Source organism: Lysobacter korlensis, assembly GCF_042434515.1.
In genome coordinates this window covers 468,270-482,535 of sequence record NZ_JBHLTG010000003.1, presented here as the reverse complement: position 1 = coordinate 482,535, position 14,266 = coordinate 468,270, and the positions used below count along the sequence as shown (strand labels likewise).

At 64.1% G+C, this 14,266-nt stretch carries 14 protein-coding genes and 1 tRNA gene; all 15 read right to left on the bottom strand.

Features of this window, described 5'->3' with window-relative positions; translation table 11 throughout:
* Positions 1-43: 43 nt before the first annotated feature.
* The 15 genes from ACFFGH_RS15265 to secG all read right to left on the bottom strand — a co-directional run bounded on the left by ACFFGH_RS15265 (position 44) and on the right by secG (position 14,236).
* Complete coding sequence (locus tag ACFFGH_RS15265; RefSeq protein ID WP_386670252.1) at positions 44-1,549, bottom strand: NADH-quinone oxidoreductase subunit M; 1,506 nt, start codon at positions 1,547-1,549, stop codon at positions 44-46.
* A 42-nt stretch (positions 1,550-1,591) separates the two neighbouring features.
* A complete protein-coding gene (nuoL, locus tag ACFFGH_RS15260; protein ID WP_386669701.1) occupies positions 1,592-3,721 on the bottom strand; it encodes an NADH-quinone oxidoreductase subunit L in 2,130 nt (709 codons plus the stop codon).
* Positions 3,722-3,740: 19 nt separating this feature from the next.
* Complete coding sequence (gene nuoK, locus ACFFGH_RS15255) at positions 3,741-4,055, bottom strand: NADH-quinone oxidoreductase subunit NuoK (protein WP_386670251.1); 315 nt, start codon at positions 4,053-4,055, stop codon at positions 3,741-3,743.
* Positions 4,056-4,060: 5 nt separating this feature from the next.
* Entirely contained in the window at positions 4,061-4,696 is a 636-nt protein-coding gene (locus ACFFGH_RS15250; protein ID WP_386669699.1) for an NADH-quinone oxidoreductase subunit J, read from the bottom strand.
* 10 nt (positions 4,697-4,706) lie between these two features.
* Positions 4,707-5,195 carry an NADH-quinone oxidoreductase subunit NuoI gene (nuoI, locus tag ACFFGH_RS15245; protein WP_386669697.1) on the bottom strand — a complete coding sequence of 163 codons (489 nt, stop codon included), beginning with the start codon at positions 5,193-5,195 and terminating at the stop codon, positions 4,707-4,709.
* A 28-nt stretch (positions 5,196-5,223) separates the two neighbouring features.
* A complete protein-coding gene (gene nuoH, locus ACFFGH_RS15240) occupies positions 5,224-6,282 on the bottom strand; it encodes an NADH-quinone oxidoreductase subunit NuoH (protein ID WP_386669695.1) in 1,059 nt (352 codons plus the stop codon).
* 11 nt (positions 6,283-6,293) lie between these two features.
* Positions 6,294-8,525, bottom strand: coding sequence for an NADH-quinone oxidoreductase subunit NuoG (nuoG, locus tag ACFFGH_RS15235; RefSeq protein WP_386669693.1), 2,232 nt, complete (start codon positions 8,523-8,525; stop codon positions 6,294-6,296).
* Complete coding sequence (gene nuoF / locus ACFFGH_RS15230; RefSeq protein WP_386669690.1) at positions 8,522-9,877, bottom strand: NADH-quinone oxidoreductase subunit NuoF; 1,356 nt, start codon at positions 9,875-9,877, stop codon at positions 8,522-8,524. The genes nuoG and nuoF overlap by 4 nt, the downstream gene beginning before the upstream one ends.
* A gap of 10 nt (positions 9,878-9,887) precedes the next feature.
* Positions 9,888-10,415 (bottom strand): NADH-quinone oxidoreductase subunit NuoE, encoded by a 528-nt coding sequence (gene nuoE, locus ACFFGH_RS15225; RefSeq protein WP_386669688.1) that lies wholly within the window; start codon positions 10,413-10,415, stop codon positions 9,888-9,890.
* Between the two features lie 45 nt (positions 10,416-10,460).
* Positions 10,461-11,771: an NADH-quinone oxidoreductase subunit D gene (locus tag ACFFGH_RS15220; RefSeq protein WP_386669686.1), complete on the bottom strand. Its 1,311-nt coding sequence runs from the start codon at positions 11,769-11,771 to the stop codon at positions 10,461-10,463.
* Entirely contained in the window at positions 11,768-12,499 is a 732-nt protein-coding gene (locus tag ACFFGH_RS15215) for an NADH-quinone oxidoreductase subunit C (RefSeq protein WP_386669684.1), read from the bottom strand. Before ACFFGH_RS15215 ends, ACFFGH_RS15220 begins: the two co-directional genes overlap by 4 nt.
* Complete coding sequence (locus tag ACFFGH_RS15210) at positions 12,499-13,071, bottom strand: NuoB/complex I 20 kDa subunit family protein (RefSeq protein WP_386669682.1); 573 nt, start codon at positions 13,069-13,071, stop codon at positions 12,499-12,501. The genes ACFFGH_RS15215 and ACFFGH_RS15210 overlap by 1 nt, the downstream gene beginning before the upstream one ends.
* Before the next feature lie 4 nt (positions 13,072-13,075).
* Positions 13,076-13,432, bottom strand: coding sequence for an NADH-quinone oxidoreductase subunit A (locus ACFFGH_RS15205; protein ID WP_386669680.1), 357 nt, complete (start codon positions 13,430-13,432; stop codon positions 13,076-13,078).
* A gap of 147 nt (positions 13,433-13,579) precedes the next feature.
* Positions 13,580-13,664: transfer RNA gene (locus ACFFGH_RS15200), tRNA-Leu, on the bottom strand.
* Between the two features lie 131 nt (positions 13,665-13,795).
* A complete protein-coding gene (gene secG / locus ACFFGH_RS15195; protein ID WP_386669678.1) occupies positions 13,796-14,236 on the bottom strand; it encodes a preprotein translocase subunit SecG in 441 nt (146 codons plus the stop codon).
* Between the last annotated feature and the right edge of the window lie 30 nt (positions 14,237-14,266).

Sequence of the window (14,266 nt, the reverse complement as noted above, 5' to 3'; positions counted from 1 at the left end):
CATCGCAACGCGACGCCGTCAGGCGCCGCGCACTGAAGTCGGGTTAGAGCTTGCTGGTTGCGATCTGCGCGACGAGGTTGGCGATCGATGGCTCCATCAGGTCGGTCAGAGGCTTCGGCCAGACGCCGAGCAGAAGAACACCGACCGCGAAGGCGCCAAGCACGAAAGCCTCGCGCCCATTGATCTCCTTGAGCTCTGCGACATCTGCGTTGCCGATCTCGCCCCAGATCGTCCGCTTGACCAGCCAGAGCGTGTAGCCGGCGCCGATGATCAGGGTAAATGCCGCAGCGAACGCGACCAGCGGATGCATCTGGAAACTCGCCAGAATGACCATGAACTCGCCAACGAAGCCCGACGTGCCCGGAAGGCCCGAGTTAGCCATCGCGAACAGGACCACGAACGCTGCAAACCACGGCATCACGTTCGCAACACCGCCGTAGTCTCGGATCATGCGGCTGTGCATGCGGTCGTAGAGCACGCCGACACAGGTGAACATCGCGCCCGAGATGAAGCCGTGGCTGATCATCTGCACCATCGCGCCCTGCAGGCCGAGCCGCGCGGCGTCGTAATTGCTGTAGTCGCGCACCAGCGACATCGCAATGAACGTACCGAGGGTTACAAAGCCCATGTGCGAGATCGACGAGTAGGCGATCAGCTTCTTCATGTCGTCCTGAACCAGGGCGACCAGGCCTACGTAGATGATCGCGATCAGGCTCAGCGCGATCACGAGCCACGCCCACTCGTAGCTGGCATCGGGAACGATCGGCAGGTTGAAGCGCAGGAATCCATAGCCGCCAATCTTCAGCATGATTGCGGCCAGGACGACCGAACCGGCGGTCGGCGCCTCGACGTGCGCGTCGGGCAGCCACGTGTGCACCGGGAACATGGGCACCTTGACCGCGAAAGCGAGCAGGAACGCAAAAAACAGCCAGGTCTGCTCGGTGGCAGTCAGCGGCAGCGCGTATAGGTCGCTGAGCTGCCAGCTGCCGCCCTTGAGGTACAGGTAGATCAGCCCGACCAGCATGAACAGCGAGCCGAGGAACGTGTACAGGAAGAACTTGACCGACGCGTAGACTCGGCGCGGCCCGCCCCAGACACCGATGATGATGAACATCGGGATCAGCATGCCTTCGAAGAAGACATAGAACAGGATCGAGTCGAGCGCCGCGAACACGCCGACCATCAGGCCCTCGAGGATCAGGAACGCGGCGTAGTACTGGCTGACGCGCTTGTCGATCGAGCCCCATGCGCCGATCAGAACCAGCACCGAGGTGAACGTCGTCAACCCGATCAGCGCGGCGGAAATGCCGTCGACGCCCAGGTGGTAGCGGATGTCATACGCCGCAATCCAGACGCTGTTCTCGACGAACTGCATCGCCGGACTGGCCATCTCGAACCCGGTAAACAGGAACAGGCTCGCGGCAAGCGTGGCGGCGGCGACGCCGGTCGCGAACCATCGCGCTCCGTTCGCGCGCGAGTCGCCGAAGGCAAGGGTCAGGAGGCCACCGATGATCGGCAGCCAGACGAGCAGGCTCAGCAAGGGAAACATTCCATTCAAGGGCTCGGGGCTCACGTCAGGGTCCTTGCCGGATTACTGCCAGTGCCTGATCAGCACGGCGAGGAGCGCGATAAGACCGAGGATCATCGCGAAGGCGTAATGGTAGAGGTAGCCGGACTGCAGGCGCCGGACCATGCCACCGATGAAGCCGACGGTGTGCGCGCTGCCGTTGACGGCCGCCCCGTCGATCAGGTGTGTGTCGACTGCACGCGACGCCTTGCCGAGCGCCACGCCGCCACCTGCAAAGCCATCGATCCACAGGTGGTCGAAGCCATACTTGTTCTCGAGGATGCGCGCCGGCACGTCAAACATGCGGCGGGCCTTGGCTGCGAGGTGCGGCTTCCACAGGTACATGACCGTGGCGAGCGCGAAGCCACCGAACGCGAGGAAGAACGTCGGCGTGGTGAAGCCGTGCAAAGCGAACGCGACCGGGCCGTGGAACTCCACCGCCAGCGCCGCGACGGTGTCCCGCGCAGCGACCAGGTCGATCGCTCCCAGGAAGAACGGCAGCTGCTTCCCGCTCCCCGTCACGTCGGTCGAGAACAGCATCGGGCCGACAGTGAAGAAGCCCACGAAGATCGATGGAATCGCGAGCAGGATCAGCGGCAGAGTGACCACCCACGGCGACTCATGCGGCTCGACCGGCCCATGGTGGTCGTCATGATCGTGCTGGCCATGGCCGTGCTCGTCCGGTGCGTGCTCCTGCGCGGCATGCGCTTCGTTCGGCTGCACGGCGTGATGGCCGTCGACGTCCGCAATTTCGCGGAACCGCTCCGCGCCGTGGAACGTGAGGTAGAGCAGTCGGAAGCTGTAGAACGCCGTCACGAACGCGCCGGCAAGAACCGACCAGTACGCGTAGGTCGCGATCCAGCTCGGCTCGACATGGGCGTGGTGGCCGGCCGCTTCGATGATCGTGTCCTTCGAATAGAAGCCGCTGAAGAACGGGGTGCCGACGAGAGCCAACGTGCCGATGAGGCTCGTCCAGTAGGTGATGGGCATGTACTTGCGCAGGCCACCCATGCGCCGCATGTCCTGCTCATGGTGCATGCCGATGATGACCGAGCCCGCCGCGAGGAACAGCAGCGCCTTGAAGAACGCGTGCGTCATCAGGTGGTACACGGCGGCCGAGTACGCGGAGACGCCGAGCGCGACGGTCATGTAGCCCAGCTGCGACAGCGTCGAGTACGCGACCACCCGCTTGATGTCGTTCTGCACGATGCCGATCAGGCCGGTAAACAGGGCCGTCGTGGCGCCAATGAACAGCACGAACTGCAAAGCCGTCTCGGTGAGCTCGAACAGCGGCGACATGCGCGCGACCATGAAGATGCCGGCGGTCACCATCGTCGCTGCGTGGATCAGCGCCGAGATTGGCGTGGGGCCTTCCATCGAGTCGGGCAACCAGACGTGGAGCGGCACCTGCGCAGACTTGCCCATCGCGCCAATGAACAACAGGATGCAGATCAGCGTCGCAACCGACCACTCGTAGCCGTCGATAACCGTAATGGTGACGCCTGCGATCGTCGACGCGTTCGCGAACACCGTGGCGTAATCGAGCGATCCGAACATCAGCAGAACGCCCGCAATGCCGAGCAGGAAGCCGAAATCGCCGACGCGGTTGACCAGGAACGCCTTGAGGTTCGCGAACACCGCCGTGGGCTTCTTGAACCAGAAGCCGATGAGCAGGTACGAGACTAGGCCCACCGCCTCCCAGCCGAAGAACAGCTGCAGGAAGTTGTTGCTCATCACGAGCATCAACATCGAGAACGTGAACAGCGAGATGTAGCTGAAGAACCGCTGGTACCCGTCGTCGTCGGCCATGTAGCCGATCGTGTAGATGTGAACGAGGAGCGCGACAAAGGTCACGACCACCATCATCATCGCGGTGAGCTTGTCGACCATGAAGCCGACATGGGCCTCGATCTGGCCGACCTGGAACCAGGTGTACAGGTTCTCGTTGAACGGCGGCGCGCCCTGCCCGACCAACTGCCAAAGCACGTATCCGGACAGCGCACAGCTAACGGCGACGCCGAGAATCGTCGCCGTGTGCGCACCGGCTCGACCAATGCGGCGCCCGAACAGTCCGGCCAGGATCGAGCCCAGCAACGGCGCAAGCACGATCGCAAGCAGGACGGATTTGTTCAGCGCGACGCTGGTGTGAAGCATGTCGGCACCCGGCATCGGATCAGCCCTTCATCGAATCGATTTCGGCGACGTTGATCGTTCGCCGGTTGCGGAACAGGGTCACCAGAATTGCCAGGCCGATCGCGGCCTCAGCGGCTGCGACCGTGAGGATGAAAAAGACGAAGATCTGGCCGTCCGGATCACCGAAATGGCGTGAAAACGCAACAAAGTTGACGTTGACCGAAAGCAGCATCAGCTCGATCGACATCAGCAGGATGATCACGTTCCGGCGATTGAGGAAGATTCCGGCCACGCTGATGCAGAACAGCGCAGCGCCCAGCGTCAGGTAGTGGCCCAGGGCCACGCCGCTCATCATCGCGCTCACGGGTTCGACTCCTCGGAGGACGTGCCGGGCGGAGCCGCGCTCCTCAGCGGTTCCACCTTGACCATACGGAGGCGGTCCTGGGCTCGGACCAGCACCTGTTCCGCCGGGTTCTGGTGCTTCGTGCCCGGACGGCGGCGCAGGGTCAGCATCACCGCCGCGATCACCGCGACGGTAAGAATCACTGCCGCGATCTCGAACGGCAGCGTGAACTTCGTGAACAGTGCGCGGGCGAGCCAAAGAGTGTTGGGGACATCACCGACCGCATCGTTCATGGGGAACGGTGTCATCTGCGCGCGAACGCCGATCAGCGTGAGGATCTCTACCAGCATGACCACGGCGATGATCACGCCGACGGGCAGGTAACGGCCGAACCCCTGCCGCAGCAGCTTGGTGTCGATGTCGAGCATCATCACGACGAAGAGGAACAGCACCATGACCGCGCCTACGTAGACCAGGATCAGGGCGATACCGAGGAACTCCGCGCCTGCAACGATCCAGGTGCACGCAATCGAGAAGAACGTCAGCACGAGGAACAGCGCCGCATGTACGGGGTTCCGGACGCTGATCACCGCCATAGCGGAGCCGATCGCCAACGCGGCGAATAAATAGAACGCGATCTGAACGAGATCCATCGATCAGCCCTCAGCGGTACGGTGCGTCGGCAGCGCGGCGCTCGGCGATCTCCGCCTCGAGGCGGTCGCCAATAGCCAGCAGCTGGGGCTTGGTAACGATGTGCTGCCCGCGCTGGTCGAAGTGGTACTCGTTGACATGCGTCAGCACGATCGAGTCCACGGGGCACGACTCTTCGCAGTAGCCGCAGTAGATGCACTTGAACATATCGACGTCGTAGCGCGTCGTGCGGCGGCTGCCGTCTGCGCGCTTTTCCGAGTCGATCGTGATCGCGAGCGCCGGGCACACGGCCTCGCACAGCTTGCACGCGATGCAGCGCTCCTCGCCGTTGGGGTAGCGACGAAGGGCGTGCGCGCCGCGATAACGCGGCGACTGCGGGATGTGCTCTGCCGGGTACATCAGCGTGTACTTCGGCTTGAACAGGTAGCGGAGCGTAAGCCAGAGGCCCTGCGCCAGCTCGATCAGGAACAGGCTCCTGATGTAGGAAAAAATGCGATTCATACCCTTCTCTTGTTCTGTGCCAGCCGCATCAGCGGCCGGGCTCGAGCACGCCGTAGAACGCCAGCAGTGCAGCAACGCCGATCCACGCGATGCTGAGCGGGATGAAGACCTTCCAGCCCAGCCGCATGATCTGGTCGTAGCGGTAACGCGGGAACGAGGCGCGGAACCAGATGAAGGCGCTCGCGAAGAAGAACACCTTGATCAGCAACCACCACCAGCCGTCGACGGACAGCAGCGGAATGCCCAGCCCCTGGAACGGGCTCAACCATCCACCGACGAAGAAGATCGCGGTCAGGAAGCTGACCAGGATCATGTTCGCGTATTCGGCGAGGAAAAACAGCGCAAACGCTGAGCCCGAGTACTCGACCATGTGGCCGGCGACGATCTCCGACTCGCCCTCGACGACGTCGAACGGCGCGCGGTTCGTTTCGGCAACGCCCGAGATGAAGTAGATCACGAACATCGGCAGCAACGGCCACATGAACCATTCGAACGCACCGGCGTTGCCGGCCTGCGCCATGACGATCTCGCTGAGATTGAGGCTGCGGGCGGCGATCAGGACGCCCACAAGCGCAAAGCCCATCGCGATCTCGTAGCTAACCACCTGCGCCGCTGCGCGCATCGCTCCGAGGAATGCGTACTTCGAGTTCGAGGCCCAGCCTGCAAGGATGATTCCGTAGACGCCCATCGACGTCATCGCGAGCAGGTACAGCAGGCCCGCGTTCGCGTTTGAAAGCACTACGCGTGCGTCGAACGGGACGACCGCCCACGCCGCGAAAGCAGGCGCCAGCGCGAGCAGTGGCGCGAGGACGTAGAGATACTTCTCGGCGCGCGTCGGCTGGATGACTTCCTTGAACAGAAGCTTGAAGACGTCTGCGAAGGCCTGCAGCAGCCCCATGCCCACGTACATGGGCCCGTGACGCACGTGCATCCAGCCGATCAGCTTGCGCTCCCAGACCACATAGAACGCGACGGTGATGATCACCGGCATCGTAATGGCGAGGATCTTCAGGACGATCCACGCGGCCTCGCCGACGTAGCCGAACGAGTGCATGACCTCACGTACCGGATCAACGAAAGTCGTCATGAACATGGCGCTCAGGCCCTCCCGAGTTCGACACGACCTGCGCCCAGCGGCGCGGTCGCGCCGTGCCCGCGTTCTATCCAGACAGTGCCAGCCGCAACCTTGGCGCTTACCTCGAGCGGCAGCGTGGCCGTGCCGTCACGCGTCGCAAGCTTTGCGGTATCGCCCTGGCTGATGCCGATACGTCCGGCATCTTCCGGGTTCACGACCGCACGCGGCGCGATGTTCAGCGGGTGCGCCTGCAGCGAGGGGGAGCGCCGAACCGTCGCGTCGCTGCGATAGATCGCCGTTGAGACCGCCACCTCCAGACCGGCGCCATCCGCGTCGGGCGCACGGCCGGCGGCTGGGACGACGTCGCGCTCCTGCATCCCCGCACGTAGTCCGTCCAGGTCGGTGAAATCGAAACCGTCAGCATTGATCTCGCCGCCGAGCGCACGCAGCACGCGCCAACCGGGACGTGCGTAGCCCGGCAGCTTGCCGCCCGCACGTGCGCCTTGAATCGTGCCCTCGAGGTTGGTCATCGATGCGTCGATCTCGGGTAGCAGGCCGATCGGCAGGATGATGTCCGCGACGGCACGCGTAGAGGCGCACGCGTAATGGCTGAACGCGACCACTTGCGCGCCACCGAGCGCGCGCAGCGCGGTCGGGATGTCACCGAAGTCCAGGCCCGGCTCGATCCCGTACAGCAGATACGCGCTTCGGGCGTCAGACAACATCGCCTGAGCGTCGCGCGACGCGGGCAGCACGCCGAGGCGTGTCAGTCCGACGGCGTTCGCGCCTTGCGGAACTCGGCACAGGCGAGCGCCAATCGCGTCGGCGAATTCGCGGGCGGCCTTGCGAATTGACGCAGCGTGCAGGCCGTTCTCGGCAAGGGCCCCGACAATAACCACGGCACGCGAACCACCGTTCGCGGCATCACGCAGCGCTTGCCCGGCGAGTTCGTTCGCAATCCGCGAAGGAGCAACGATGCGCTTGCTTGCAACGTCGAAGGTGAAGTCGAAATCGACTGGATTGACGACGTGCACCTTCGCGCCCGACATCCAGGCCCGGCGTACGCGTGCATGAAGCAGCGGCAGCTCGTGCCGAAGGTTGCTGCCGATGATGACCACCACGTCAGCAGTGGAGAACTCGCACACCGGCATTTCGAACGGCTCGGCTACAGCCGCGTCGGAAAGATCGAGCTGTCCGATGCGGTGGTCGAGATTTCCGGTCCCGGCGGCCTCGGCGAGGCGGGCGAGCAAGGCACCCTCCTCGTTCGACGTAGCCGGGTGCACGAGCACGCCGAGCCGATCCGCGCCGTTCTCGCGCAGGATTTGCGCGGACCGGGCAACCGCCTCTTCCCAGCTCGCTTCGCGCCACTGCCCTGCTTCCTTCACCATCGGCACGGTCGCGCGGTCGTCGGCGTACAGGCCGTCGCGCGAGAACCGATCGCGGTCGGAAAGCCAGCACTCGTTGACGGCTTCGTTCGTGCGCGGAACCGTGCGCATCACGAGGCCACGACGGATGTGGTGGTACAGGTTGCTGCCGAGCGCGTCGTGGAAGCTAACGGACTCGCGTGCGATCAGCTCCCACGGGCGTGCGCGGAACTGGTAGACCTTGTCGACGAGCGCGCCGACCGGGCATACGTCGATGACGTTGCCCGACAGCTCGGTGGTCAGCGGCTTGCCGTCATACGTGCCGATCTGCAGGTTCTCGCCGCGATACATGCCGCCGAGCTCGTACGTACCGGCGACTTCGCCGGTAAAACGGACGCAGCGCGTGCACTGGATGCAACGCGTCATTTCGGTTGCGACCAGCGGGCCGATATCTTCGTCAGGGACGACACGCTTGCGCTCGGCAAAGCGGCTGATCGAACGCCCGTAGCCCATCGACAGGTCCTGCAACTCGCACTCGCCGCCCTGGTCGCAGACCGGGCAATCGAGCGGGTGGTTGATCAGCAGGAACTCCATCACGTTGCGCTGCGATTTCAGCGCCTTGTCACTGCGCGTCGCCACCTTCATGCCGTCCATCACGGGCGTCGCGCATGCGGGCGCCGGCTTCGGCATCTTCTCAATCTCGACGAGACACATGCGGCAGTTCGCCGCAACGCTGAGCTTGTCGTGATAGCAGAAACGCGGGATGGGGATCCCGGCCTTGTCCGCGGCCTGGATGATCATCGAGCCTTTCGGCGCGGTCATCGGCACGCCGTCGATCTCGATCGAGACGTGATCCGGCGGAACGTTCGGGTTGGCTGGCTGGGCGCTCATGCGGCCTCCTTCACCGTGCCGGCCGCCTGGTCGTCGACCAGGAAGCGCTTGTTCACGATCGCGTACTCGAACTCGCTCCAGTAGTGGCGCAGGAAGCCCTGCACCGGCCAGGCCGCGGCCTCGCCGAACGCGCAAATGGTGTGGCCTTCGATCTGGCCGGCCGCTGCGCGCAGCATCTGCAGGTCTTCCAGCGTCGCCTGCTTCTGCACGATGCGGGTCAGCATCCGGTACATCCAACCGGTGCCTTCTCGGCACGGCGTGCACTGGCCGCAGCTTTCCTTGAAGTAGAAGCGCGAGATGCGCTGGCATGCGCGAACCATGCAGGTGGTCTCGTCCATGACGATGACTGCACCCGAGCCGAGGCCCGAGCCTGCCTTCTGGATCGAGTCGTAGTCCATGGTCAGGCCGAGCATCGTGTCACCCGGGAGGACCGGCATCGACGAGCCGCCTGGGATTACTGCCTTAAGCCTGCGACCGCCCCGCACGCCGCCCGCCATTTCAAGCAGCTCGGAGAACGGCGTTCCCAGCCTGATTTCGTAGTTGCCGGGCTTGTTGACGTGACCCGACACCGAGAAGACCTTAGCCCCGCCGTTGTTCGGCTTGCCGAGGTTGAGGAACCACTCCGGGCCGTTGCGGATGATCGCCGGCACCGAGGCGTAGGTCTCGGTGTTGTTGATCGTCGTCGGCTTGCCGTAGAGGCCGAAGTTCGCCGGGAACGGCGGCTTGTAACGCGGCTGGCCCTTCTTGCCTTCCAGCGACTCCATCAGCGCCGTCTCTTCGCCGCAGATGTAGGCGCCGGCGCCGAGCGCGCCGTAGATGTCGACGTCGACCCCGCTGCCGAGCACGTTCTTGCCCAGCCAGCCGTTCTCGTACGCTTCCTTGAGCGCCTGTTCGAAATGCTCGAACGGCTCGTGGTGGAACTCACCGCGGAGGTAGTTGTAGGCCACCGTCGAACCGGTCGCGTAACACGCGATCGCCATGCCCTCGACGACGGCATGCGGATTGAACCGCAGGATGTCGCGGTCCTTCGCCGTGCCGGGTTCGGATTCGTCCGAGTTGCACAGGATGTACTTCTGCGTGCCCGAGCCTTTGGGCATGAAGCTCCACTTGAGCCCGGTCGGAAAGCCGGCGCCGCCGCGGCCACGAAGACCCGACTGCTTGACCATGTCGATCACTGCGGCCGGCTCGATCTTTTCCTCGAGAATCCTGCGCCAAGCGCTGTAGCCGCCGGTCTTGAGGTAGTTCTCGTAGGACCAGGGCGTGTCGAAGTGCAGCGTCGTATAGACGACGCTGTGCTCCTGCGGAGCCGGGCCTACCGGACCGTAGCCCTTCGAATAGTCGTGATGCGCCATCGCGTCCGCCCTACTTCAGTGCGTCAAGCAGCTCGTCGACCTTCGCGGCGTCGAGCTTCTCGTGGTAATGACCATTGATGACGACGACCGGCGCCCCGCAGCAGGCGGCCAGGCACTCTTCTTCGCGCTTCAGGAACACGCGCCCGTCGGCCGTCGACTGCCCGAGCTTGCAGCCGAGCTTTCTCTCGGCGTGCTCGACGAGTTGTTCAGCACCGTTGAGCCAGCAGCTGATGTTCGTGCAGAACGCCACGTTGTTACGGCCGACCTGCTCGGTCTCGAACATCGAGTAGAAGCTCGCGACCTCGTAGGCCCAGAGCGGCGGGATTCCGAGGTACTTCGCAACAGCGGCGATGATCTCGTCCGACAACCAGCCGCCATTTTGCGCCTGCGCCGCGTGCAGCCCCGGCAGCACGGCCGAGCGCCGGCGGTCGGGCGGGAACTTGGTCAGCCAGTGGTCGATTTCCGCGCGCGTGCTCTCGCTCAGCGCGACCATGGGGTCGACGTGCTGGCAGGCCTCGAAATTTCCGGTCGCTTTCATTTCAGTGTTTATTCCCCAGCCGATCGTCGCGCGCCTGTGCGGCGCTCAGCGGTCGATCTCGCCGAACACGATGTCGTAGGTACCGATCATGGCGACCACGTCTGCAAGCATGTGGCCCTTCACGATCTCGTCCATCGACTGCAGGTGCGCAAACCCCGGCGCACGGATCTTCAGACGGAATGGCTTGTTCGCGCCGTCGGAAATCACGTAGCAGCCGAACTCACCCTTCGGGTGTTCGATGGCGGCATACGTCTCGCCAGCCGGTACGCAGAACCCCTCGGTGAAGAGTTTGAAGTGATGGATCAACGCTTCCATGTCGTCCTTCATTTCCTCGCGCTTCGGCGGCGCGACCTTGAAGTTGTCGACCATCACCGGGCCCGGGTTCGCCCTGAGCCACTTCACGCACTGCTGGATGATCTTGTTCGACTCGCGCATCTCGGCCATGCGGACCAGGTAGCGGTCGTAGCAGTCACCGTTCGTGCCGATCGGGATGTCGAAATCGACTTCCGAATAGCGTGCATAAGGCTGGTGCTTGCGCAGGTCCCATACGATCCCCGAGCCACGCATCATCGGGCCTGTCATGCCCCAGGCGTAGACCTGCTCGGGCGTGATGATGCCGACATCGACGGTACGCTGCTTCCAGATGCGGTTATCGGTCAGCAGCGTTTCGTACTCGTCCACCCGATCCGGGAACGAGTTCGTGAAGTGCTCGAGGTAATCGAGCATCGTGCCTTCGCGCGCCTCGTTGAACCGCTTGAGCGCCTTGCCCTTGCGCCAAGGCGATTCCTTGTAGCGCGGCATGCGCTCAGGGAGGTCGCGGTAGACGCCGCCCGGGCGGTAGTAGGCCGCGTGCATGCGCGCGCCGGACACGGCCTCGTAGACGTCCATGAGCTCTTCGCGCTCGCGGAACGCGTACAGGAACACCGCCATCGCGCCGAGATCGAGAGCGTTCGAGCCGAGCCACATCAGGTGGTTCTTGATGCGCGTGATCTCGTCGAACATTGTCCGGATCCACTGCGCGCGCTCCGGAGCCTCGATGCCCAGCAGCGTCTCGACGGCACGCACGTAGGCGTGCTCGTTGCACATCATCGACACGTAGTCGAGCCGGTCCATGTACGGCACGGACTGGATGTACGGCTTGGTCTCGGCGAACTTCTCGGTACCGCGATGCAGCAGGCCGATATGGGGGTCGGCGCGCTGCACGACTTCGCCGTCCATTTCCAGAATCAGGCGAAGCACACCGTGGGCCGCCGGATGCTGGGGCCCAAAGTTCAGCGAGTAGTTGCGGATCTCGGGGGCCGTCGTGCCCGCGGGGCGTCCGAGGTCCTCGGAAAGGCTGGGAGGAACGACGCTCATCGCTTGCCCTCCTCGCGCTGCGCAGCTTCGCCGCGCGACGTGTCGTAGCGCGCGTCGTCACGGATGACCCGCGGCACGAGTACGCGCGGCTCGATCGACACGGGCTCGTAGACCACGCGCTTGCGCTCGGCGTCGTAGCGCACTTCGACATTGCCGATCATCGGGAAGTCCTTGCGGAACGGATGTCCCACGAAACCGTAATCCGTCAGGATGCGTCGGAGGTCCGGATGGCCATCGAACACGATGCCGTACAGGTCGAACGCTTCGCGCTCGAACCAGTTGACGCCGCGCCAGACCGACACCACTGACGGGACAACCGGCAGGTCATCGTTGTCGGCGAACGTCCGGACGCGGACCCGGCGGTTGTGCTTGTAGGACAGCAGGTGGATCACGACGGCGAAACGACGGTCGGAGACCGTGGCGGCTGCACCATTCGGCACTTCGCCCCAGGTCGCGCGACCGACTGCCTTGCCTTCAACGCCGCGCGAATAGCCCTCGGAGGACACCTGCGTGTCCCACTCGTCGCTTCCGTAGCTCATGAAGTCGACGCCGCACAGGTCGATCAACTGCTCGAAGTCGAACTGGTCGCGCAACACCTGCGCGGTCTCCAGCCACTGACCCGGCGGGACCTCCATGGTCAGCTCGCCACGCGGCTCCGCAATCGTGATGTTTGCGCTGCCGAAACGCGCGCGCAGGCGCTCGGCAAACTCTTGGACGGACTCGGCCATCAGCGGACGCCCTGGATGTCAGGACCGAAATTCGTCCCGCGGCGGATCTTCTTCTGCAGCTGAAGAATTCCGTACGTCAGCGCTTCGGCGGACGGCGGGCAGCCGGGCACGTAGATGTCGACCGGAACGATCCGATCGCAGCCGCGCACGACCGAGTAGGAGTAATGGTAGTAGCCGCCCGCATTCGCGCAGCTGCCCATCGAGATGACCCACTTCGGGTCGGGCATCTGGTCGTAGACCTTGCGCAGCGCCGGCGCCATCTTGTTGACCAGCGTGCCGGCGACGATCATCACGTCGGACTGGCGAGGCGATGGACGGAACACGACGCCGTAGCGGTCGAGGTCGATACGCGCCGCGCCGGCGTGCATCATCTCGACGGCGCAGCACGCCAGACCGAACGTCATCGGCCACATCGAGCCCGTGCGCGCCCAATTCCAGAGCGTGTCGAGATTCGTCGTGACGAACCCCTGCTGCATGACGGGGTTGTCCGCCTCGGGAAGCAGGATGTCATCCAGCCGCCCTTCGGGCAGCGGGTTATGCATGAGATTGGAAACGCTCTTCATCACGTTCATGAGATCACTCCCACTCGAGGGCGCCTTTCTTCCACACGTAGATGAAGCCGAGGAACAACATGCCGACGAACAGGCCCATCGTCACGAGCGCACGCGGGCCGATCTCCGTGAAGACGAGCGTCCACGGCACGATGAAGATGATTTCCAGATCGAAGACGATGAACTGGATCGCGATGAGGTAGTAGCGCACGTCGAACTGCATGCGCGCATCGCCGAAGGCTTCAAACCCCGACTCGTACGGGGAGAGCTTTGCCGCACTCGGCGTCTTCGGACCGAGCACGTTGCCCACGACCAGCAGGGCGATGCCGATGCCGCTGGCGACGATCAGGAACAGCAGGGTCGGCAGGTATTCGGCCAGCACGCGGTTGTTCTCTCGGCTTGATTGGCTACAGGGTCGCGGTGGCGACCTTGGCTGTGCAACCTGGCCGGATGCGCCCGGCGCGCCTTCCAGCCTCGCGTGCGAGCTGCACCCGGACCGAAGGTGCGTATTGCGGTTATTGCTAGGTAATGGTGCCCAAGGGGGGACTCGAACCCCCACGACTTACGTCGCTACCACCTCAAGGTAGTGCGTCTACCAATTCCGCCACCTGGGCTTGAAACCTTGTCTTCCCGACTGTCTTCTCGGCCTGTCCGGCGTTGAAGGCTGGGGTCGCTCGACTGTGTCGTGACCCCTGTCCCGGCGCTCCGCGCGGGCTGAAAACGCCGCTAATTATACAGCTTTAAGTTACTGACCAGAAGCCGGTTGAGGCGTCTGATTTGACGTCGTCGGCGCTTCGGCAGCAGGCGCTGCGACCGGAGCGACCGGGAGAGCCTGCGGCACGGTTGCCGCCGGGGCGGCAGGCACGGCAGCGTCCGCTGCAGGCGCCTGGACCGGCGCCACCGGAACCTGCGACATAACGCCGAGGTCCTGCGCATCAACCGTGTCGCCCGCAGCGTTACGCGTCGCCTGCCAGGCCATGAAGAGACTGATCGCGAAGAAAGTAACCGCGAGCCACTTCGTTGCCTTCGAGAGGAAATTCGACGCGCCGCGCGAGCCGAACACCGTTGCCGAGGCGCCGCCACCGAAGCCGGAACCGGCCTGCGCGCCTGCGCCGCGCTGCATGAGGATCAGCACGATCATCGCGATCGCGATCAGCACGTAGGCGATGTTGAGCAGCAGCAGCATCGGCAGGGTCCGGAAACGGTAGCGTGGTTC